18 protein-coding genes are annotated in these 21,253 nt (G+C 73.2%); 7 read left to right on the top strand and 11 right to left on the bottom strand.

Annotated features, from left to right (window positions below; all coding sequences use genetic code 11):
* Positions 1-53: 53 nt before the first annotated feature.
* Both ABZ806_RS42015 and ABZ806_RS42010 read right to left on the bottom strand, forming a co-directional pair.
* A complete protein-coding gene (locus ABZ806_RS42015; protein WP_500224656.1) occupies positions 54-524 on the bottom strand; it encodes a hypothetical protein in 471 nt (156 codons plus the stop codon).
* Positions 525-529: 5 nt separating this feature from the next.
* Entirely contained in the window at positions 530-1,180 is a 651-nt protein-coding gene (locus tag ABZ806_RS42010; RefSeq protein WP_500224651.1) for a hypothetical protein, read from the bottom strand.
* Positions 1,181-1,436: 256 nt separating this feature from the next.
* Between ABZ806_RS42010 and ABZ806_RS42005 the strand changes: the two genes are divergently transcribed.
* Positions 1,437-1,937: a hypothetical protein gene (locus tag ABZ806_RS42005; RefSeq protein ID WP_500224647.1), complete on the top strand. Its 501-nt coding sequence runs from the start codon at positions 1,437-1,439 to the stop codon at positions 1,935-1,937.
* 61 nt (positions 1,938-1,998) lie between these two features.
* On the opposite strand, the gene ABZ806_RS42000 is transcribed toward ABZ806_RS42005, so the two are convergent.
* From ABZ806_RS42000 to ABZ806_RS41990, 3 genes are read right to left on the bottom strand one after another with little or no spacing between them, the layout of a single operon-like run.
* Positions 1,999-3,060, bottom strand: a complete 1,062-nt coding sequence (locus ABZ806_RS42000) for an ABC transporter substrate-binding protein (RefSeq protein WP_500224643.1) — start codon at positions 3,058-3,060, stop codon at positions 1,999-2,001.
* A 22-nt stretch (positions 3,061-3,082) separates the two neighbouring features.
* A complete protein-coding gene (locus ABZ806_RS41995) occupies positions 3,083-3,967 on the bottom strand; it encodes an ABC transporter permease (protein WP_500224640.1) in 885 nt (294 codons plus the stop codon).
* The gene (locus ABZ806_RS41990; protein WP_500224637.1) at positions 3,957-4,802 is read right to left on the bottom strand and encodes an ABC transporter ATP-binding protein; all 846 of its coding nucleotides are present in this window, start codon (positions 4,800-4,802) and stop codon (positions 3,957-3,959) included. Before ABZ806_RS41990 ends, ABZ806_RS41995 begins: the two co-directional genes overlap by 11 nt.
* Positions 4,803-4,960: 158 nt before the next feature.
* Here ABZ806_RS41990 and ABZ806_RS41985 point away from each other — a divergent pair, with 158 nt between their 5' ends.
* Both ABZ806_RS41985 and ABZ806_RS41980 read left to right on the top strand, forming a co-directional pair.
* Complete coding sequence (locus ABZ806_RS41985) at positions 4,961-6,604, top strand: sensor histidine kinase (RefSeq protein WP_500224635.1); 1,644 nt, start codon at positions 4,961-4,963, stop codon at positions 6,602-6,604.
* Positions 6,601-7,266, top strand: a complete 666-nt coding sequence (locus ABZ806_RS41980; RefSeq protein WP_500224632.1) for a response regulator — start codon at positions 6,601-6,603, stop codon at positions 7,264-7,266. Before ABZ806_RS41985 ends, ABZ806_RS41980 begins: the two co-directional genes overlap by 4 nt.
* Here ABZ806_RS41980 and ABZ806_RS41975 read toward each other — a convergent pair.
* The 5 genes from ABZ806_RS41975 to aceA all read right to left on the bottom strand — a co-directional run bounded on the left by ABZ806_RS41975 (position 7,215) and on the right by aceA (position 13,017).
* Positions 7,215-8,195 (bottom strand): ABC transporter ATP-binding protein, encoded by a 981-nt coding sequence (locus ABZ806_RS41975; RefSeq protein WP_500224670.1) that lies wholly within the window; start codon positions 8,193-8,195, stop codon positions 7,215-7,217. The two genes, ABZ806_RS41980 and ABZ806_RS41975, sit on opposite strands and share 52 nt — an antisense overlap.
* 11 nt (positions 8,196-8,206) lie before the next feature.
* Positions 8,207-8,992 (bottom strand): ABC transporter permease, encoded by a 786-nt coding sequence (locus ABZ806_RS41970; RefSeq protein ID WP_500224663.1) that lies wholly within the window; start codon positions 8,990-8,992, stop codon positions 8,207-8,209.
* 61 nt (positions 8,993-9,053) lie between these two features.
* Positions 9,054-9,842 (bottom strand): ABC transporter permease, encoded by a 789-nt coding sequence (locus ABZ806_RS41965; protein ID WP_500224631.1) that lies wholly within the window; start codon positions 9,840-9,842, stop codon positions 9,054-9,056.
* A gap of 130 nt (positions 9,843-9,972) precedes the next feature.
* Positions 9,973-11,505, bottom strand: a complete 1,533-nt coding sequence (locus ABZ806_RS41960; protein ID WP_500224627.1) for a M1 family metallopeptidase — start codon at positions 11,503-11,505, stop codon at positions 9,973-9,975.
* A gap of 228 nt (positions 11,506-11,733) precedes the next feature.
* The gene (gene aceA, locus ABZ806_RS41955; RefSeq protein WP_500224625.1) at positions 11,734-13,017 is read right to left on the bottom strand and encodes an isocitrate lyase; all 1,284 of its coding nucleotides are present in this window, start codon (positions 13,015-13,017) and stop codon (positions 11,734-11,736) included.
* A gap of 149 nt (positions 13,018-13,166) precedes the next feature.
* On the opposite strand from aceA, the gene ABZ806_RS41950 reads away from it, so the two are divergent.
* The 4 genes from ABZ806_RS41950 to ABZ806_RS41935 all read left to right on the top strand — a co-directional run bounded on the left by ABZ806_RS41950 (position 13,167) and on the right by ABZ806_RS41935 (position 19,906).
* Positions 13,167-14,603, top strand: a complete 1,437-nt coding sequence (locus ABZ806_RS41950) for a helix-turn-helix domain-containing protein (protein WP_500224660.1) — start codon at positions 13,167-13,169, stop codon at positions 14,601-14,603.
* 97 nt (positions 14,604-14,700) lie between these two features.
* Positions 14,701-15,930: an acyl-CoA dehydrogenase family protein gene (locus ABZ806_RS41945; protein WP_500224621.1), complete on the top strand. Its 1,230-nt coding sequence runs from the start codon at positions 14,701-14,703 to the stop codon at positions 15,928-15,930.
* Positions 15,931-16,293: 363 nt separating this feature from the next.
* Positions 16,294-19,188 carry a M36 family metallopeptidase gene (locus tag ABZ806_RS41940; protein ID WP_500224619.1) on the top strand — a complete coding sequence of 965 codons (2,895 nt, stop codon included), beginning with the start codon at positions 16,294-16,296 and terminating at the stop codon, positions 19,186-19,188.
* 61 nt (positions 19,189-19,249) lie between these two features.
* Complete coding sequence (locus ABZ806_RS41935; RefSeq protein WP_500224615.1) at positions 19,250-19,906, top strand: TetR family transcriptional regulator; 657 nt, start codon at positions 19,250-19,252, stop codon at positions 19,904-19,906.
* A 19-nt stretch (positions 19,907-19,925) separates the two neighbouring features.
* Here ABZ806_RS41935 and ABZ806_RS41930 read toward each other — a convergent pair whose 3' ends face one another.
* A complete protein-coding gene (locus tag ABZ806_RS41930; RefSeq protein WP_500224612.1) occupies positions 19,926-21,119 on the bottom strand; it encodes an acyl-CoA dehydrogenase family protein in 1,194 nt (397 codons plus the stop codon).
* Between the last annotated feature and the right edge of the window lie 134 nt (positions 21,120-21,253).

The raw sequence follows: 21,253 nt of genomic DNA, 5'->3' as shown, positions 1-21,253 counted from the left end.
CTCCCTCGGCGGCCCCCGGGGGGCCCCCCCGGCGGGCCCCCCGTCCGGGCCCGTCACGAGGCGCAGATGCGGTCCAGGAGGTCCCGGTAGCCGCGCAGCGCCAGCCGGAGCCGCTCGGTGTCGGCGTTCCCGCCGCCCTCCAGCGCGCCGGACAGCGTCCGCCGGTGCGCGGCGAGCGCGCGCCCGAGGGCGTCGACGGCCTCGGCGGCCAGCTCGTCCGCCCGGCGCACGCAGTCGCCCGGATCGTCGATGAACGCGGACTGCACGTCGCGCCAGCGCTCCCGGAACCGCTCGGTCTCGGCCGGGTCGAACAGGGCGTCCGGCGCCGCTGGCGGCGCCGGGTCCGGGGCCGCCGCCGGGGCCGGCTCGGGCCTCGGGTCCGCCGCCGGCATCGGGTCGGGGGCGGTGTCCGGGACGGGGCCGGGCCCGTCCATCGCGGGGGGCCCGGGCGCGCGGCCGGCGACGCGGGTGTCGCCGGGCACGCCGGGGGCCGGGACCCGCTCATCGTGCCGCCTGTGCTCCATGGGGGTCAGCTCCTCGGGGTCTTCTCGGCGGGGGGAGCCTGCGCGGGGGGCGCCCCGGCGGCCGGCTCGGCGTTCGGCTCGGCGGCTGGCGCGTCCGCGGCGTGCCGGCCGGCCCGCTCCCGGCCGGGCGCGGACAGCAGCTCCTCGAACAGGGCGCGGTAGTGCACCATGGCCTGCCGCAGGTCCTCCGTGGACGCCTCCCCGGACGCGGCCCGGCCGCTGATCGCGTGGGCGCGCCGGTAGTGCTCCATCGTGCGGCCGTGCTCCACCGAGAGGTGGGCGACCTTCTCCTCGAACCCGTGCGTCGGGTAGCCGCGCTCGCCCATCACCACCGTGACGAGGCCGTCGGCCTGCTCGACCGCCGCCTCCGGGGTGTCGACGAAGCGCTCCTGCACCCGGACCCACTGGCCGTGGTACTCCTCGCGCCGCCGCGGGTCGAGCTCCCGCAGCTCCAGCTCCTCGTGGCGCTGCTCGCGGGAGCGCAGCTCCCGTTCGGCTGCGGCGCGGCCGCCCTCGTCCCGCAGGGCCCGGTCGTACTCCGGGCCGAACCGCCGCCTGAGCCGCCGCGTCCGCGACCTGGACCGCGCCAGGTACACGGCTGCGACGACCGCGGCGACGACGACTACGGCGATGACGACCCATATCGCGGTCGACATTGTCTCCTCCAACGTGCGTCGGATCGAATGAGACGCCGATGCCCGGTCAATGGCGTTCAAAACGAATCACCATGAAACGGTCAGCCGCCGGGGCCGGTGAACGCGCCGGGGGAACCCGGCCGATACCGGAGCCAGCAGGCATCCGGTGGGCATTGGGACGGATTTACTGCGCTATACCCGATTGGCATGTTGTCATTGGGGCGCTACGGAATCATGCGCGCCCGGCGGCGGGCGCGTGCGAAGGGTGTGATGCGCGGTGCGCCATGCGTTCGGCTTCGTCCTCGGCGTCCTGCTGACACCCGAGCTCGTCTACGGCGCCGCCTGGGGCTACGTCCAGGCCGGGCAGTCCTTCGACGGCACCGGGCAGGAGATCACCGACCGCACCCGCATCTACGGGGCGTTCGCCCTGCTCGCGGCCGTGGGCCTGGTGATGGGCGTGGTCATCGTCGCGCGCTGGGCGTCGCCGCTGGTCTCGCTGGTGCCGGCGCTGGCCCTGCTCGGCCTGACCGCCTGGTTCCTGGTCGAGCCCGGCCGCGTCCTCGACCTGCCCGGCAAGGTGCCGCCCGCCGGCGACATGGACGCCGGGCTGCGGATGCTGCTCGGCTCCGGCCTGTACGCGATGATGGGGCTCGCGCTGCTGATGCCCAGCTGGGCGCCGCGCCGCTGGGGCTCCCACCGCGACGACGACGACGCCGACATGGACTTCTACTCCGCCATGGACCGCGACGACAGGCACGCCGACCGGCGGATGCGTTGACGGACCCGCGGGCCGGCGGGCCGGGCCCCCGCGCGGGCCCGGCCCGGATCCGGCCGTCCGCTCAGGGCTGCTTCGCCTTGGTCACGAACTGGGTGGTGTAGGTCTTCGACAGGTCGATCTGGTCCTTCTTCTCGCCCACCTCCGGGGAGAACTGCGCCAGCACCTTCAGGACGTTCTCCGCCGCGTCCGGCTTCATGACGCCGTCCCCGTTGAACATGCTGATCGAGTCGCCGATCGCCTTCTCGTACAGCGCGGGATCGCCGCCCGCGTAGTCCTTCGGCATCTTCGCGGCGATCTCCGCGGGCTTGTGGGCCCTGATCCAGCCGAGCGTCTTCACGAACGCGTTCGCGAGCTTCTGCACGGTCCCGGCGTGCGAGGCCACGTACGCGCAGTCCATGTAGAGGGAGCTGGACGGGTACAGCCCGCCGAGCGCCTTCCGCGTGCCCTCCTCGGTGCGCATCTCGACCATGACCTCGGCCTTGCCGGTGCTGACGAGCTTGGCGATGGTCGGGTCGGTCGTCATGCCGGCGTCGATGCCGCCGTTGTCCATCGTGGAGATGAACGTCTGGCCGGCGCCCGCCTTGACCGTCGTGTAGTCGGACGTCTGCACGCCGTTCCGCACGGCGAGTGCGCGGGTGATGAAGTCGGTGGACGAGCCGGGGCTGGTGACGCCGAGCTTCTTGCCCTTGAACGCGGCCGGGGACGACAGCGTGCCGGCCTTCGACGTCGAGACCATCTCCGCCTCGCCGGGCACGTCGGCCATCTGCACGACGCTCTCCACGCACTTGCCCTTGGTCTGCAGGTGGATGGAGTGGTCGTAGAAGCCGACGACGGCCTGCACGTCCCCGGAGATGAGCACGTTCTCGGCCTGCGCGCCCGCCGGTTCGGTGAGCAACTGGACGTCCAGCCCCTGCCCCTTGAAGTAGCCGAGCTGCTCGGTCAGCTTGGCGGGCAGGTAGATGACCTTGTCGATCCCGCCGACCATGATCTTGACGGTGCCGCCGGACCCGCCGTCCCCGCCGCCGCTGGAGTCGCGGCAGGCCGACAGGACCGGCAGGGCGGTGAGGACGGCGAGCGCGGCGGCGCTCACCCGCAGGGGGGTGCGGGCTCTGCTGATGGGCATGGGCTTCTCCTGTCGGGGGGTGTCAGATCTGGACGTCGTGGCCGGAGGCGGCGGGGCGCCAGCGCAGCAGCCGGCCCTCCAGCAGCGTGAGCAGCCACTCGGCGAGCAGGGCCAGCACGGTGATGATGATCATCCCGGCGTAGATCCCGGCGGCGTCGAAGGTGCCCTGGGCGTGGTTGATGAGCAGGCCGAGGCCCTTGTCGGCGCCGGTGTACTCGCCGACGATCGCGCCGATGATGGCGAACCCGAACGCCGAGTGCAGCGAGGCGAGGATCCAGGACGTGGCGCTCGGCACCACGATCGTCCACAGCACCTGGAACCGGCCGGCACCAAGGATCCGCGCGTTGTTCACGAGGTTCCGGTCGACCTCGCGGGCGCCCTGGAAGGCGTTGAAGAACACCGCGAAGAACACCAGCACGAACGCCGTCGCGATCTTGGACTGCATGCCGAGCCCGAACCAGATGATGAACAGCGAGGCCAGGATGATGCGCGGGATCGCGTTGACGGCCTTGATGAACGGCGCGCAGACGTCCGACAGGAACCGGCTGCGGCCGAGCACGATGCCGAGGACCACGCCGCCCGCCGCGCCGAGCGCGAAGCCGATGACGGCCTCCTCCAGGGTGACGGCGATCTGCTCCCAGATCGACCCCTGCGAGGTGCCCTCGGTGAACCAGCCGACGAGCCGGTCCCAGATCTTGGACGGCATCGAGTAGTAGAACGGGTCGATCCAGTGCCGGGCGGCCAGCTCCCACGACCCGAGCCACGCCGCGACGAGCGCGATCCGGACGGCGTTGATGCCGAGGGCGCGGCGCAGCCCGGCGGTGCGCGCCCGCGCGATCGCGGCCAGCTCACCGCGGTCGCCCGCGGCGGCCGGTGCCCTGTCGATGGTCTCCGCGTCACGCGGCATGGCCGGCGCCCCTCTCCCGGGTGATCTGGACCTCTTCGCGCAGCGAGTCCCACACCTCGCGGTAGATGTCGAGGAACCCGCCGGTGAGGCGGACCTCCTCGGCGTCGCGCGGCCGGTCGAGCGGCACGTCGAACACGGCCTTGATGGTGGCGGGCCCCGCGGTCATCACCACGACCCGGTCGGACAGGACGAGCGCCTCCTCCAGGTCGTGCGTGACGAACACGACGGCGGCGCCGGAGCCCGACCACAGCCGCAGCAGCTCGTCCTGCATCAGCCCGCGGGTCTGCACGTCCAGCGCGGAGAACGGCTCGTCCATCAGCAGCACCGACGGCTCGTTCACGAGGGTCTGCGCGAGCGCGACGCGCTTGCGCATGCCGCCCGACAGCTGGTGCGGGTAGTAGCCCTCGAAGCCGGTGAGGCCGACCCGCGCGACCCAGTCGCGGGCGCGGTCGCGGGCCGCGCGGCGGGACGCGCCCCGGTAGCGGGGGCCGGCGGCGACGTTGTCCAGGACGGACCGCCACGGCAGGACGGCGTCGTTCTGGAACATGTAGCCGACGCCGTCCGGAATGCCGTCCACCGGCCGGCCGTGGACGAGGACGCGCCCCTCCGACGCCGGCTCCAGGCCGGAGACGAGGGACAGGGTGGTCGACTTGCCGCAGCCGGTCGGGCCGACCACGGCGACGAACTCGCCGGGACCCACGCACATGTGCAGGTCCCGCACGGCGGTGTGCACGCCGCCGGCCGACCGGAAGCGCTTGGCGGCGCCGTCCAGTTCGATCACCGGGCCGGCGGGCCGCTCGCTGCTCTGTTCTCGGGACTTCGCTCGTTCGGACACGGCGGCACCGTACGAATGCGGCGCGGGTCGCCGGAACCCTTGCCCGCGATGTGCTCGCAAGCCGCGAATCCCCACGTTGCGCGCGTTACCGGGACTTCTGCTCGTTCTGCTCGGCGGGGGCTGGGCGGCCGGGGCGGCATCGATTACGGTGACACGTCATGTCCGTCCGGCCCCGCATCTCCTTCGCACGGCAGGTCCTGATCCTCCAGGTCGGCGTCGTCGTCGTGGTGGCCGTCCTCGGGTACGGGCTGGTCGCCTGGATGCTGGACGGCCGGCTCCGCGACCAGTACGGCCAGCGCGCCCTCACCGTCGCGCGGGCCGTCGCCGTGGACCCGGAGATCCGCGACGCGGTCGCGGCGGGCGACCCCGGGCACACCGTCCAGGACCGGGCCGAGCGGGTCCGCGTCCGGACCGGGGCGCTGTTCGTCGTGGTGACCGACGGGCGCGGCATGCGGCTGTCGCATCCCAACCCGGACCGGCTCGGTGAGCGGGTGAGCACCGACCCGTCCGACGCGCTCGCCGGGCGGGAGGTCGTCCGGGTCGAGCGCGGCACGCTCGGCCTGTCCGCGCGCGGCAAGGTGCCCCTGTACGGGCGGGACGGCCGGATCCTCGGCGAGGTCAGCGTCGGGTTCGACGCCCGCGCGATCGACGGGGAGCTCGCCCGCGTGCTGCGCGAGATGTCGCTGTTCGTCGCCGGCGCCGTCCTGCTCGGCGTGGCCGCGTCGGCGGCGATCGGGCGCCGGCTGAAGCGGCAGACGCTCGGCCTCGAACCGTACGAGCTGGTCGAGCTGGTCCACGAGCGGGAGGCGGTGCTGCACGGCGTCGGCGAGGGCGTCGTGGCCGTCGACACGGCCGGGCGGATCGCGGTGTGCAACGACGAGGCGGCCCGGCTGCTCGGTGCCGCGCCCGAACGGGGCGCGCCCGCCGGGGACCTGGCCGCCGGGGGGACGCTGCGGGACGTCCTGACCGGCGAGCGCGAGGCCGCGAACCTGTTCGTCACGGCGGGGGACCGGGTCCTCGTCGTCAACCGGCGCGAGGTGCGCCGCGACCGCCGCGACCTCGGCGCCGTCATCACGCTGCGCGACCGCACCGACCTGGAGACCCTCGCCCGCGAGCTGGACTCGGTCAGCACCCTGTTCGACGCGCTGCGCGCCCAGCGCCACGAGTACTCGAACCGGCTGCACACCCTGGCGGGGCTGCTCCAGCTCGGCCACGGCGAGGAGGCCGCCGAGTACGTCGGGACGCTGATGGCGGACGCGGCCCGCCGCGCCCCCGCCCCCGACAACCTGCCCGACCCGCTGCCGGACCCCTATCTGCGCGCGTTCCTGTCGGCGAAGTCCGCCGTCGCGGCGGAGAAGGGCGTCCGGCTCGACGTCGGCGCCGGCAGCTACGTGCCCGGCCGCGTCGCCGACCCCCTCGACGTGACGACCGTCGTCGGCAACCTCGTCGACAACGCGGTGGAGGCCGCCCGGCTCGGCCGCCGGCGGCCCGCCCGCGTCGAGGTCGAGCTGCTCGGCGACGGCCGCGACCTGCACGTCACCGTCACCGACTCCGGCGACGGCCTCCCCGAGGGGCTCCGCGACGCCGTGTTCGACGACGGCGTCTCCACCCGCGACACCGCGGCCGGCCGGTCGCGCGGGCTGGGGCTCGGCCTGGCGCGCGGCACCGCCCGCGCCCGCGGCGGCGACGTGACGTTCGTGGACCCCGGCCCGGACGGGACCGGTGGTGGCGGGGCGGGCGGCGGCGGGGCCGTGGCGGTCGCCCGGATCCCCGGAGTACTCGGCGCGGAGGCGGTGCGATGATCAGCGTGCTGGTGGTGGACGACGACTTCCGGGTCGCGCGGGTCCACGCGACGTTCGTGGCGGCGCTGCGCGGGTTCACCGTCGCCGGGGTCGCGCACACCGCCGCGCGGGCCCGGTCCATGGCCGCCGAGCTGGCGCCCGACCTCGTCCTGCTCGACGTCTACCTGCCCGACGCCTCGGGCCTGACGCTGCTGCCCGAGCTGGACGCCGACGTCATCATGGCGACCGCGGCGGCGGAACCGGGCGCCGTCCGGGAGGCGCTGCGCCGCGGCGCCCTGCACTACCTGGTCAAGCCGTTCACCGCCGCCGCGCTGAACGCGCGGCTCACCGCCTACGCCCGCTACCGGGAGGCGCTGTCCGGCGAGCACGAGCTGACGCAGGCCGCGCTGGACGGCGCGGTCCGCGCCCTGTACGCGCCGCTGCACGGCCAGCCGCCCCCGCCGAAGGGGCAGTCGCCGGTGACGGCGCGGCTGGTCGGCGACGCGCTGCGGCGCGCGGACGCGCCCCGCTCCGCCGCCGAGATCGCCGGCCAGGTCGGCGTCTCCCGCGCCACCGCGCAGCGGTACCTGGCCGCGCTCGCCCAGGCGGGACGGGTCGTGGTGACGCTGCGCTACGGCGCGACCGGCCGCCCCGAGCACCAGTACGCGTGGTCGCCGCGGTAGAGCCCGGCGAGGACCTCCTCGATCCCCGACTCCCGCAGCGCGATGTCGCGGACGTCGTGGACCCGCGCCAGCTCGGCGATGACCGCCGCCGCGTTCGCCGAGCGCGGCAGCCGCAGCCACTGCCGCGGCCCCTCCACCCGCTCGGCCTCGATCCCGTCCAGCACGATCGGCGGGCCCGGCCGGGCCAGCTCCACGACCAGCAGCCGGTCGGCGTCCACGGTGCGGCGCAGCGCGTCCAGCCCGCCGTCGAAGGCGAGCCGCCCCCGGTCGATGATCATGACGCGGCGGCACAGCCGCTCGATGTCGCCGAGGTCGTGCGTCGTCAGCAGGATCGTCGTGCCGCGCTCGGTGTTGACGCGGGCCAGGAAGTCGCGGACGGTCGCCTTGCTCACCACGTCCAGGCCGATCGTCGGCTCGTCCAGCACGAGCAGCTCCGGATCGTGCAGCAGCGCGGCGGCGAGGTCGCCGCGCATCCGCTGGCCGAGGCTGAGCTGCCGGACCGGGGTGTCCAGGAACGGCGCCAGCTCCAGCAGCGCGGTCAGCTCGGCGAGCCGCGCCCGGTGCGCCGCCGCCTCCACCCGGTACAGCCGCCGGGCGAGGGCCAGGCTGTCGCGCAGCGGCAGGTCCCACCAGAGCGTCGTCCGCTGGCCGAACACGACGCCGAGTCGGCGCGCGAGCACGGTGCGGCGCCGCGACGGGTCCAGCCCGCAGACCCGCAGCGTGCCGGACGACGCGGTGAGGATCCCGGTCAGCATCTTGATCGTCGTGGACTTCCCGGCCCCGTTCGGGCCGAGGTAGCCGACGAACTCGCCCGGCTCGACGGTGAACGACACGCCGTCCACCGCCCGCACGGCCCTGCGGGTCCGGCGCAGGCCGCCCGAGCGGGCCCGGACGGTGAAGGACTTGACGACGTCCTCAGCCTCGATCATCGCCACCGGCATCAGCTCCCTGTCGAACGGTAGTGCCGCAGCCCCGCCCGCCACGCCGCCGCGCCCAGCGCGCACACCAGCACGGCGACCGCCGGCGAGGCGAACCGGGCGGCGCCCGGCAGCCCGAGGGGGTCGGGGCGGTCCAGAACGTACAGCGCGGGCTGCCAGTTGACGAACGCCAGCGGCACGACGAACGTCACCCCGCGCACGAAGTCGCGGGCGAACATGGTCATCGGGTACTGGGTGAGGAACGCGCCCCCGTAGGTCACCGACTTGCTCGCCCCGTGGCTGTCGATGAGCACGAACTGCACCGCGCCGGCCAGTACCCACAGCCCCCCGAAGATCGCCGTCCCGGACACCACCATCGCGGGGACCATCGCGACCCGGCCCGGCGTCCAGTCCACGCCGGCCTCCGCGAGCGCGTACGCCAGGACGAGCACGGCGGGGACGAGCTTGCCGAAGCGCCGCGGCGAGAACTCCTCCGTCGCGATCTGCACGAGAGGGCTCACCGGCCGCACCAGCATCGCGTCCAGCGTCCCCTGCCGCACGTGGTACCCCAGCCGCTCGGTGGTGCCGAGCACGATGTCGGAGATCCCGAACGCCAGCGCGGACGTCCCGTACAGGAACAGGACCTCCGGCGCGGCGAACCCGGCGATGCGGGGGGCGTGCGCGAACAGCAGCAGGATCGCGGCCGCGTCCAGCCCGGTGACGGCGGCGGTCGTCAGCGCGAGCAGCACCATCGACACCGGGTACTGCGCCGCCGCGCGGATCCACGTCCACGCGAGCAGCCCGTACATCGCGAGCGTGCCGGTCAGTACCGGCCCGGCGGCGCGGCCGGCGGCGCGGCCGGCGGTGCGGTCAGCCACCGTGCACCACCAGCTTGCGCCGCGCGGCCCGGGTCAGCAGCGCCCCGGCCCCGAGCAGCGCGGCGGCCCACGCGGCCTGGAAGGCCAGCGCGCCGAGGACGCCGGCGCCGGTGTGCCGGCCGAGGAACACGTCCGCCGGCACCTGGATCTGCGCCGCCCACGGCAGCGCCCGCGCGACGTCGCCGAGCCGGCCCGGGAAGACCACCAGCGGCAGGATCATCCCGGAGAAGAACAGCGACATCACGAGCGTGACGGCCTGCAGGCCGCGGTCGTCGTGCAGCCAGAACATCCCGAGGGCCACCAGGTAGCGCAGCCCGAAGCCGACCGTCACCGCGAGCACCGTCGCGACCGCGAACGCGGCGAGGTTCGCGGGGGCGGGCGCCCGGAACGGGAAGACCAGCGCGCCCGCCAGCAGCGGCGGGCCGGCGCGCAGCAGCAGGGAGCCCGCCGCGCGGCCGAGGTCGTCGGCGAGCCACCAGCCCTGCAGCCCGACCGGCCGGTACAGGTCGATCGCGACGTCGCCGTTGCGGATGCGCTCGGTGAGGTCCATCCCGCCGAAGATCTGCACCGGCCCGATCAGCGCCTGCGTGATGAAGCAGAAGGTGACGGCGTCGGCCGCGTCGTACCCGCCGAGGGACGGCCGCACCTCCCACAGGGCCAGCAAGACGTAGGCGCGCATGAAGCCGAAGACGGTGTTGGTCAGGGACTCGGTCAGCGAGCCGAGCGGATACGCGGTGTGCCGCCGGAAGCCGTACCACCACACCCACGGAAGGACCCCCACTTGCCGGAAGCCTAGAGAGCCGGACGCCCTCCCACCACGTAATCCGACACAGAACGGGGCCCCGGCGGATCTCGCCGGGGCCCCGTTCCGCGTACGTGGTCCGGCGTACGTGGTTCCGCGTACGCGCGGGCTAGGGGAGCGGGGGCTTGACGGGGGAGTACAGCCAGTCCTGGAAGAACCTGCCCAGGTCCCGGCCGGAGACCTGCTCCGCGAGCGAGGTGAACTGCGCGGTGTTGCCGTTGCGGTACTTGTGGCGGGCGAACCAGGTCCGCAGCAGGGTGAAGAACTCCTCGTCGCCGATCTTCTCCCGGAGGAACTGCAGCATCATGCCGCCGCCGTTGTAGACGCGGTCGTTGAACATCGTGTCGCGCTGCGGGTCGGCGGTCAGCACCGACCAGAACGGGCGCCCCTCGCGGTCGGGGAACGGGCGGGCGGCGTAGGTGGCGCGGGCCGCGTCGTGGACGGTCGTGCCGCCGTGCACCTCCGTGTAGTACCAGGCGGCCCAGGTCGCGAAGCTCTCGTTCAGCCAGACGTCCTTCCAGCGCTCCGGCGAGACGGCGTCGCCGAACCACTGGTGCGCCAGCTCGTGCGCGATGGTGCCCTTGTTGCGGACGGCCGAGTAGACCGGCTTGCTCTGCGTCTCCAGGGAGAACCCGAGCGGCTGCCCGTTGTAGCGGGCGTCGTCGGCGATCGCGCCGGTGCTGCCGAACGCGTACTTCCCGAACGTCTTCGCCCAGAGGTCGGTGACCTCGCTGGTGGTGTCGTAGAAGAAGTCCACCGCGTCCGGCTGGTTCTGGAGCAGGACGGGGTCGACGGCCGTGTAGTTGGGGACGCCGCCGGGCGTGCGGCCCTGCTTCACGTCCCACTTGCCGATGTCGATCGTGGTGAGGTAGCTCGCCATCGGGCTGTCCTCGCGCCACCGGAACACCTCGGCGCGGGAGCGCCCGTCGCGGCGGCTGAACGAGGCGACGGCGGAGCGGTGCCCCATGGGCCGCCCGTTGGCGACGGCGGTCAGGCCCGCCGGGACGGTGATCGTGTAGTCGTAGGTCGCCTTGTCGCTCGGGTGGTCGTTGACCGGGAACCAGGTGCGGGCGCCGTTCGGCTCGCCGCCGACGAAGGCGCCGTCCGGCGTGTGCAGGAACCCGTAGGGGGAGCCGAACACGATCGGGGAGCCCACGATGGTCTGCGGGACGCCGCCGTACTCGACGACCGTCCGGAACACCGAGCCCTTCCGCAGGCCGTGCGCCGGAGTGATGATCAGTTCCTGGCCCTTGCGGGTGTAGCGGGCGGCGCGCCGGTCGACCCGGACGCGCTCCACGTCCATGCCGGACAGGTCCAGGTCGAACCGCGACAGGTTCTGCGTGGCCCGCGCGGTGATGGTCACGGTGCCGTCGAGCTGGTCGTAGTCGGGGTCGTAGCTGACGTCGAGCGAGTAGTGCCGGACGTCGTAGCCGCCGTTGCCCTCCAGCGGGAAGTAGGGGTCGCCCACTCCGGAGGCGCCGGGGGTGAAGCGCCCGTGACCGTGACCGTGGCCGTGTCCGTGGCCGTGGCCGTCCGCGCTCGCGGCGGGCGCGAACGCGACGACGCTCACGGCGGCGACGGCGATCGGGAGCATCCGGCCGGGGATCGCCCGGGACCGGATGGACCGGGGGTGACGCGCCATCAGAGATCCTCTCTCCGAGATGATCAACTAGCGCGCTCACGATGCGCCCTTTCCGGGCCGCTGTCGAGGTCCCTAGCCGCATGTGGCCGGATCGGGGCGGCGGGACGGGCGCGGCCGGAGGTACCGGGCGAGAGGTACCGGGCCGGAGATACCAGAAGGCCCCCGCGGGTGTAGGGACGCGGGGGCCTCCGGGGTCCGAGGGGGGTCAGACCGGAAGAACGGCGGGGATCAGTGGAACTGGCCCTCTTCCGTGGAGCCCTTCAGGGCCGTGGTGGACGAGTCCGGGTTGATCGCGGTGCTGACCATGTCGAAGTAGCCGGTGCCGGCCTCGCGCTGGTGCTTGACCGCGGTGAAGCCCTTCTCGGCGGCCGCGAACTCGCGCTCCTGCAGCTCGACGTAGGCCGTCATGCCGTCGGTGGCGTAGCCGTGCGCCAGGTCGAACATGCTGTAGTTCAGCGCGTGGAACCCGGCCAGCGTGATGAACTGGAACTTGAAGCCCATGTGGCCGAGCTCGCGCTGGAACTTGGCGATGGTCGCGTCGTCCAGGTGCGCCCGCCAGTTGAAGGACGGCGAGCAGTTGTAGGCGAGCATCTGGTCCGGGTACTCGGCCTTGACCGCCTCGGCGAACTTGCGGGCCTGCTCCAGGTCCGGGGTGCCGGTCTCCATCCAGATGAGGTCGGAGTACGGCGCGTAGGCCTTGGCGCGGGCGATGCAGGGCTCGATGCCGTTGCGGACCCGGTAGAAGCCCTCCGCGGTGCGCTCGCCGGTGGTGAACTCGCGGTCGCGCTCGTCCACGTCCGTCGTGATCAGGGTCGCGGCCTCGGCGTCGGTCCGCGCGATGATCAGAGACGGCACGTTCGAGATGTCCGCCGCGAGGCGGGCGGTGTTGAGGGTCTTGACGTGCTGCGAGGTCGGGATGAGGACCTTGCCGCCGAGGTGCCCGCACTTCTTCTCGGAGGCCAGCTGGTCCTCCCAGTGCACGCCCGCCGCACCGGCGGCGATCATGCCCTTCATCAGCTCGAAGGCGTTCAGCACGCCGCCGAAGCCGGCCTCGGCGTCGGCCACGATCGGGGCGAGGAAGTGCGTGTCGCCCTCGCCCTCGGCCCACTGGACCTGGTCGGCGCGCAGCAGCGCGTTGTTGATGCGGCGGACCACGGCCGGGACCGAGTTCGCCGGGTAGATGCTCTGGTCCGGGTAGGTCTGGCCCGCCAGGTTGGCGTCCGCCGCGACCTGCCAGCCGGACAGGTAGATGGCCTTGAGGCCGGCCTTGACCTGCTGGACGGCCTGCAGCCCGGTCAGCGCGCCGAGGCTGTGGACGTAGTCCTCCTCGTGCAGGAGCTTCCACAGGCGCTCGGCGCCGAGGCGCGCGAGGGTGTGCTCCTCCTGCACCGAGCCGCGGATCCGCACGACCTCCTCGGCCGTGTAGGTCCGCTCGACGCCCTGCCACCGGGCGTCGGTCTCCCACTGTCGCTGCAGCTCATCGGCTGCGCCCTTGAGGCGACTATCGCTCATGGTCTCGCCCTTCCGTGTCGTCCCCTGGGTGCTTGCAACGACTATGCCCCGGATGCAAGCCCTAAATGAACTCGTGAGTAACGAAAGAACTGCGAAATTTCCGCTACCATGAACCCGTGACGACCTTGCGCCAAGAAGAACCCCTCAACTTGACGAGCGATGTAGACCTCGTCACCTTCGGCCAGCGGCTCCGGCACCTGCGGCGCGGCCGCGGCCTGACGCTGGCGGAGCTCGGCGGCCGCGTCGGCCGCGCCCCCTCCCAGCTCTCCCTGCTGGAGAACGGCCGGCGCGAGCCCAAGCTGTCGCTCCTGCAGGCGCTCGCCGCGGCGCTGGAGTGCCCCGTGGAGGAGCTGCTCCGCCGCCAGCCGCCGAGCCGCCGCGCCCAGCTGGAGATCCAGCTGGAGGAGGCCCAGCGCGACCCGCTGTACCGGACGCTCGGGCTCTCCCACCTCAAGGTCGGCAAGCGGATGCCCAACGAGGTCATCGAGCACATCCTCGCCCTGTACGGCGAGCTGAAACGCAGCCGCACCAAGCCGACCGCGAGCCCGGAGGAGGCGCGCAAGGCCAACGCCGAGCTGCGCCGCCAGATGCACGAGCGCGGCAACCACTTCGCCGACATCGAGCGGGTCGCCTCCCAGACCCTGGACGCGGTCGGGTACCGGCGCGGCGCGGTGTCGCAGGGGCTGCTGATGACGCTGGTCGGCCACTTCGGCTTCAGCCTCCAGTACGTCCAGGACCTGCCGCGCTCGGTCCGGTCCGTGACCGACCTGCGCAACCGGCGGATCTACCTGGAGCGCGAGCAGCTCGGCATGCACACGCCGCGGACGATCCTGCTGCAGACGCTCGGGCACATCGCGCTCGACCACGACCAGCCGCGCGACTTCGCCGACTTCCTGCGCCAGCGCGTCGAGGCCAACTACTTCGGCGCGGCGATCCTGATGCCCGAGCGCAGCGTCGTCCCGTTCCTGCAGGAGGCCAAGGCCGCGCGGGAGCTGTCCGTGGAGGACCTGGCGGACGTCTTCTCCGTCTCCTACGAGATGGCCGCGCACCGCTTCACCAACGTCGCGACCCACCACCTCGACCTCCAGTTGCACTTCACCAAGAACGACGAGAACGGCACGATCTACAAGGCGTACGCCAACGACGGCCTGGCCTTCCCCCAGGACGAGGACGGCGCGATCGAGGGCCAGCGGATGTGCCGGGAGTGGGCCGGGCGCCACGTGTTCGGCGCCGCCGACCGCTTCTCCGTCTACTACCAGTACACCGACACCCCCAAGGGGACGTACTGGTGCCTGTCGCACATCGACCCCAGCCACGAGCGCGACTTCGCGATCACGCTCGGCGTCCGGTTCGAGGACTCGCGCTGGTTCCGCGGCCGGGAGACGACCCGGCGGGTCAAGTCCGCCTGCCCGGACGGCGACTGCTGCCAGCGTCCCCCGAAGGACCTGTCGGACCGCTGGGAGGGCATGGCCTGGCCGTCGGCGCGCGCGCACTCGCACGTGCTGTCGGTCCTGCCGCCCGGCGCCTTCCCCGGCGTGGACGACGCCGACGTCTACGAGTTCCTCGACAGGCACGCCGCCGAATGACCCGCGCCGCCGGCCGCCGCGCACGGTGTTACCCACGGTAACTCTGAATGGTGCTACCGTTGGTAACAGTGATATTGGACGAGAGGGTCAATTAATCATGACGAGCGCGGAGCAGACGCCGTTCTCCCTGGAGCCCAGCGAGGACGTCCGTGAGGTCCGGGACTGGGTGCACGAGTTCGCCGCGGACGTGATCCGTCCGGCGGCCGAGGAGTGGGACGAGCGCGAGGAGACGCCCTGGCCGCTGATCCAGGAGGCGTCCAAGGTCGGCATCTACTCGCTCGACTTCTTCGCCACCCAGTGGCTCGAGCCGACCGGCCTCGGCATCCCCGTGGCGTTCGAGGAGCTGTTCTGGGGCGACGCGGGCATCGCGCTGTCCATCGTCGGCACCGGCCTCGCCGCCGCGTCCGTCGCCGCCGTCGGCACCCCCGAGCAGACCGCCGAGTGGGTGCCGCAGATGTTCGGCAGCGCCGACGACATCAAGCTCGGCGCGTTCTGCGCCTCCGAGCCCGACGCCGGCAGCGACGTGGGCTCGATCCGCACCCGCGCGGTCTTCGACGAGGCCAAGGACGAGTGGGTGCTGAACGGCACCAAGACCTGGGCGACCAACGGCGGCATCGCCGACGTCCACGTGGTGGTGGCGTCGGTGTACCCCGAACTGGGCAGCCGCGGCCAGGCCAGTTTCATCGTCCCGCCGAACACCCCGGGCCTGAAGCAGGGCCAGAAGTTCAAGAAGCACGGCATCCGCGCCTCCCACACCGCCGAGGTCGTCCTCGACGGCGTGCGCGTCCCGTCGCACCTGATCGTCGGCGGCAAGGAGAGGTTCGACGAGCGCATCGCGCGCACCCGCGAGGGCAAGAGGTCCAAGGGCCAGGCCGCGCTGAAGACGTTCGAGACGACCCGCCCGTCCGTCGGCGCGATGGCGCTCGGCGTCGGCCGCGCCGCCTACGACTACGCCCTGCAGTACGCGCGCGAGCGCGAGCAGTTCGGCAGGAAGATCGGCGACTTCCAGGCCATCGCGTTCAAGCTCGCCGACATGAAGACCCGGCTGGACGCCGCGCGCCTCATGGTGTGGCGGGCCGCGTGGATGGCCCGCACCGGCAAGGACTTCACCAGCGCCGAGGGCTCGATGGCCAAGCTCGTGGCCAGCGAGATGTCGGTGTACGTCACCGAGGAGGCCATCCAGATCCTCGGCGGCAACGGCTACACCCGCGAGTACCCGGTCGAGCGCATGCACCGCGACTCCAAGATCTTCACGATCTTCGAGGGCACCTCGGAGATCCAGCGCCTCGTCATCGGCCGCACCATCACGGGCCTGCCCGTCCGCTAGCCGCCGACCTGTGCGAACAGTCGGGTCGCCCTTGAGGTCCCCTGCCCTGCGGTTCCGGCACGCAGCCGCCCGCAGCAGGGGTCTCGGCCCGACTGGGAGTCGTCGGGGAGTGGATCGTGGCCGACGATGGCCACCGCCCGCCGGGGGCCGGTGCCGTGCGCGGGGGCACGGCACCGGGGCGGAGGGCACCGGGCCCATGGATGCCCGGGGCTGTCAAGGGCGAGGATCGCCCGGCGTTCGCCCGTCCGAAACGTTATAAATCGCCGTAGTTTCACTTCTGGCGCACTGCTTGTCTCAGGTTCGGCCGGTTGATCATCCGGCCGAACTGAGACCGGGCCATCCGCCCGCCGCCAGGAGGCAATGGTGCCCAGGACACGCTGGATCACCGCGACCGCGCTGGCGGCCGCGGGAACGCTCCTCACCGCCGGCCTCGCCGTCCCCGGACGGGCCGCGCCCCCGCCCCCGCGCTCCCAGCCCCCCGGCGACCGTCCCGAGCTGCCCGACATGGACGCCCGGCCCGGTCGGCTGGCCCCCACCGGCCGGCAGCGGGACGCCGCCCGCGGGGTGAGCGTGCGGTGGAACAAGCTCGGCACGCCCGCGGCGGTGACCGACGCGGAACCCCTCGCCGGCGGACTGCCCGGCGACCCGGAGAAGGCCGCGCGCGCCTACCTCGCCGGCCACCGGGACCTGTTCGGCCTGGACGCCGCCGCCGTCGGCGCCCTGGAGAGGGTCGCGGTCAACCCCATCGGGAAGGGCGCGGCCGTGCTGCTGCGCCAGCGCTTCGGCGACCTGCCCGCCGGCCACGACGGCCTCGTCGCGGTCGGCGTCAGCGAGGGCAAGGTCGTCTCGGTGACCTCCACCCTCGCCCGCGACGACGCGGCGCCGGCACCGGCCACGCTCGCCCGGAAGGACGCGGTCGCGGCGGCCGGGCGGGACGCGGGCATCATCGTCTCGGACGCCACGACCCGCAAGGTGCGGCTCGTGGCCGTCCCCACCGCCGAGGGCGTCCGCAGCGCCTACGAGGCCACGCTGATCGACGGGTCGGGGGGCGAGCCGAAGGCCGTCACGTCCTACGTCGACGCGCGCACCGGGTCGGTGCTGGTGCGGGAGAACCTCGTCGACCACGACAGCGACAACCCGCGCTGGGCGGTGTTCCCGGCGACCCCGTCCGGGGACTACTCGTCCCGCGACACCCGGCGGACGTGGTGCTTCGCCCCCGCGCGGGGCTGCCGGTACGTCGCCGGAGGCGATCCGGCCACCGGACGGCCCTGGGACGCCGACCCCGCGACCGGCGCCTCGACCGCGACCAGCCTGGGCAACGCGGCGCACACCTACGAGAACCGCGCGAACGGCGACCCGTTCTCGGTCGGCACCCGCACGAGCGCGCCGAGGGCCGGCCGGGACTACGACTACCGCTGGGCGAACCAGTGGCACGAGAGCAAGTGCGACCCGGCGTCGATGGACAGCCCGCAGGAGGCCGACGTCGAGGCGGCCATCTCGAACCTGTTCGTCCAGCACAACCGCATGCACGACTGGTCCTACCGGCTCGGCTTCACCGAGTCCGCATGGAACATGCAGGCCGACAACGGCGGCCGCGGCGGGCTCGGCGGCGACCCCGAGCAGGGCAACGCGCAGGCCGGGGCGAGGATCGCGAGCGTCCGCGACAACGCCAACCAGATCACCCCGCCCGACGGCACGCCGGCCATCAGCAACATGTACCTGTGGCAGCCGATCGCGGGCGCGTTCTACCCGCCGTGCGTCGACGGCGACTTCGACACGAGCGTCATCGGGCACGAGTACTCGCACGGCATCTCCGGCCGCATGATCGCCGGGCCGGACGCCGGGTGGAGCGGCCCGCAGGCCGGGGCCATGAACGAGAGCACCTCGGACCTGTTCGCGATGGAGTACCTCAACGAGTACGGGTTCCGGGCCCCCGGCCGGACGCCGTACGTCACCGGCGCGTACGTCACCGGTGAGCCGGAGTCGGGGATCCGCAACTACGACATGAGCAGGAGCCCGCTCAACTACAGCGATCTCGGCTACGACCTGGTCGGCACGCAGGTCCACGCCGACGGCGAGATCTGGACCGCCACCCAGTTCGACGTGCGGCAGGCGTTCGTGAAGCGGTACGGCGCGGGCAGCGCGTCCCTCCAGCGCAAGTGCGCGGACGGGAAGGTGCCGGTCGACAAGTGCCCCGGGAACCGCCGCTGGGCGCAGCTGTCGTTCGACGCGCTGCTGCTCATGGCGTCGGGGGCGGTCAGCTACGTCGACCACCGCAACGCCCTGCTCGCCGCCGACACCATCCGCTTCGGCGGCCGGGACCACGCCATGATGTGGAGGGCGTTCGCCCAGCACGGGCTGGGAGAGGACGCGGCCAGCGACGGGCCCGGCGACGCCGACGCGCGGCCGAGCTTCGCGTCCCCCCTGTCGCGCGACGCCCGCGTGACGCTGAAGCCGGCCGGTGACGCGCGGGGCGCCAAGGTGCGGCTCTACGTCGGCGACTACGAGGCGCGGGCCGTCCCGGTGGCCGACACCGACCCGGCGACCCCGCTCGGCGACACGTTCGCGATGACGCCCGGCCGGTACTCGTTCGTCGCGGCCGGCGAGGGCTTCGGGCACAAGCGGTTCACCGCGGTGATCGGCTCGCACCGGCGGACGCTGCCGGTCGCGATGTCCCGCAACGAGGCGGCGAGCGCCAACGGCGCGACCGCCACCGGTGACGGCGTGTCCCAGCCGGCGCTGCTGGACGAGACCGAGGCGACCAACTGGCAGTCGGTCAATGCCCCGGTCGCGGGACGCCAGGTGACCGTCGACCTCGCCGGCGACCGCCCGGTCAGGGTGGGCCGGGTGCAGGTGAGCGCGATGCTGCGGCCGTCGGCGGCCGGCGACCCGGAGGGGGCGGGCGCGGCGCAGAACCGCTTCACGGCGCTGCGCGCCTTCCGGCTGCTGGCCTGCGACGCCACCCGGGCCGACTGCTCGCGGGACGCCGGGTACCGGACCGTCTACACGAGCCCGTCCGACGCCTTCCCGGCGGACCGGCCGCGCCCGACGGCGCCCGACCTCGTCCTGCGGTCGTTCGACCTGCGGGACACGAGGGCGACGCACCTGCGGCTCCAGGTGGTCTCCAGCCAGTGCACCGGCGCACCGGAGTACGCGGGGGAGCAGGACGACGACCCGCGCTCCGGCACCGACTGCGGCACCGCGAGCCCGCTGGCCGGCGTCGTCCGGGCGGCCGAGCTCCAGGCGTTCGCACGGTAGCCGCGCGCCGCCGGGGCGGGCCGGTGTTGTCGCGGGGTAACACCCCCGATACCGTTCTGTCATGACGAACACGGCGGGCAGGCCGGGGCCCGGAGCGCGCCGCGACCCCGGCCGTCGCCGTGCCCTGCTGGAGGCCGCCGACCGGGTCATCCAGCGGGAGGGCCCGGAGGCGTCCATGGCCGCGATCGCCGCCGAGGCCGGGATCAGCAAGCCGATCCTGTACCGCCACTTCGGCGACAAGAGCGGCCTCTACCAGGCCCTCGCCGAGCGGCACACGGGCAAGCTGATCGAGGGCATCCGGGAGGAGTTCTCCCGCGGCGACGAGCCGGTCCGCGACCGCACCCGCTCCACCATCGACACCTACCTGGCGACGATCTCCAAGAACCTCCACCTGTACCGGTTCCTGATGCACCGGGCGAGCGCCGAGGACACGGCCACGCACAGCGCGATGAGCACGATGATCCGCGACGTGAGCCGGGAACTGGCCGAGGTGATGATCGCCGAGGGCGAGATGACCGACCGCACCCGCGCCTACGTGTGGGGCCACGCGATCGTCGGCATGGTGCAGACCGCCGGCGACTGGTGGCTCGACCACGCCGAGGACGTGCCGCGCGAGGCCGTGGTGGACGGGCTCGTCGACCTCGTCCTCGGCGGGCTCCCGGCCGCCGCGTCCGGCCTGCGCGGCCCGCGGCCGCCCGGCGGCCCGGCCGCCGGCTGAGCGGGCGGCCGGACCGGGGTCAGCGCAGCCCGAACTCCCAGGTGCGGCCCTCGCCGTACTCCTTGAGGATGCGCCGGGCGGTCGTGGTCACGTGCACCTCGTCGGGGCCGTCGAAGATCCGGCCGGCCCGCGCGTGCCGGTACATGTGGCCGAGCGGCGTGTCGTCGGTGAGGCCCTCGGCGCCGTGCACCTGGATCGCCCGGTCGATGACGTTGTGCAGCATCCGCGCCGCCACCACCTTGATGACGCCGATCTCGACCCTCGCCTGATCACCCGAGTCGATCTTGTGCGCGGCCTGGAGGGTGAGCAGCCGGGACGCCTGGATCTCGGCGTAGGAGTCGAACACGTGCTGCTGGAGCAGCTGCTTCTTGTGCAGCGGCTCGCCGAACGCCGTCCGGACGTGCATCCGCGCGCACATCAGGTCGAACGCCCGCTGCGCCTGCCCGAGGAAGCGCATGCAGTGGAAGATGCGGCCGGGGCCGAGCCGCTCCTGCGCGATGACGAACCCGTGCCCGCGCGGCCCGAGCAGGTTCGACTCGGGGACGCGCACCTCGTCGTACAGCACCTCGCAGTGCCCGCCGTCCAGGCCGAGGACGGGCGTGTCGCGGACGATCGTGTACCCCGGCGTGTCCGTCGGCACGAGGATCATGCTGAACGACAGGTACGGGGAGGTGCCCTCGGGCTCCGTCCGGCACATCACGGTCGTGTACGCGGCCGTGTTGGCGAGGGTGGTGAACCACTTGCGGCCCCGGACGACCCACTCGCCGTCCTCCAGCGTCGCGGTGGTGGCCAGCTGCGTCGGGTCGGAGCTGGAGATGCCCGGCTCGGTCATCGCGAAGCTCGGGTTGATCTCGGCCTGCACGAGCGGCTCGAGGAACCGCTCGCGCTGCGCGGCGCTCGCGTAGCGGTGCAGCATGAGCGAGTCCTGGAGCGTGTAGGTGCCGAGCGCGGCCTGCCCGAACTCGCTGCGCCCCTGGACCTCGTTGACGTAGACGTAGTCGAGGAACGGCAGCCCGCCGCCGCCCAGCTCCGCCGGGTGGCCGAGCGCCCACAGGCCCTCGGCCTTGGCGTCCCGCCGCAGGCCCGCCAGCAGCTCGGCCGCCTCGTCCCCGCCCGCGCGCAGCACCGGCTCGGCGGGCTCGACGCGCTCGGTCATGAAGGCGTGGACGGCGTCGCGCACCGGGCGCACGGACGCGGGCACTTCGAAGCTCATGATCCCTCCCGGGTGACTAGAACCGCATTCTGTCGCGGAACGGGGCGGATGCGAAGGGGGCGCGGCGCACCGGGCGTCCGAAGCGCGCGGCGGCCCGCGGCGGACGCTCGACGCCGTGTCGACCGACGACCTGA

Origin of the sequence: Spirillospora sp. NPDC047418 (assembly GCF_040643275.1) — a bacterium.
Taxonomy (GTDB): domain Bacteria; phylum Actinomycetota; class Actinomycetes; order Streptosporangiales; family Streptosporangiaceae; genus Spirillospora.
This window is presented reverse-complemented; position numbering and strand designations above follow the sequence as displayed.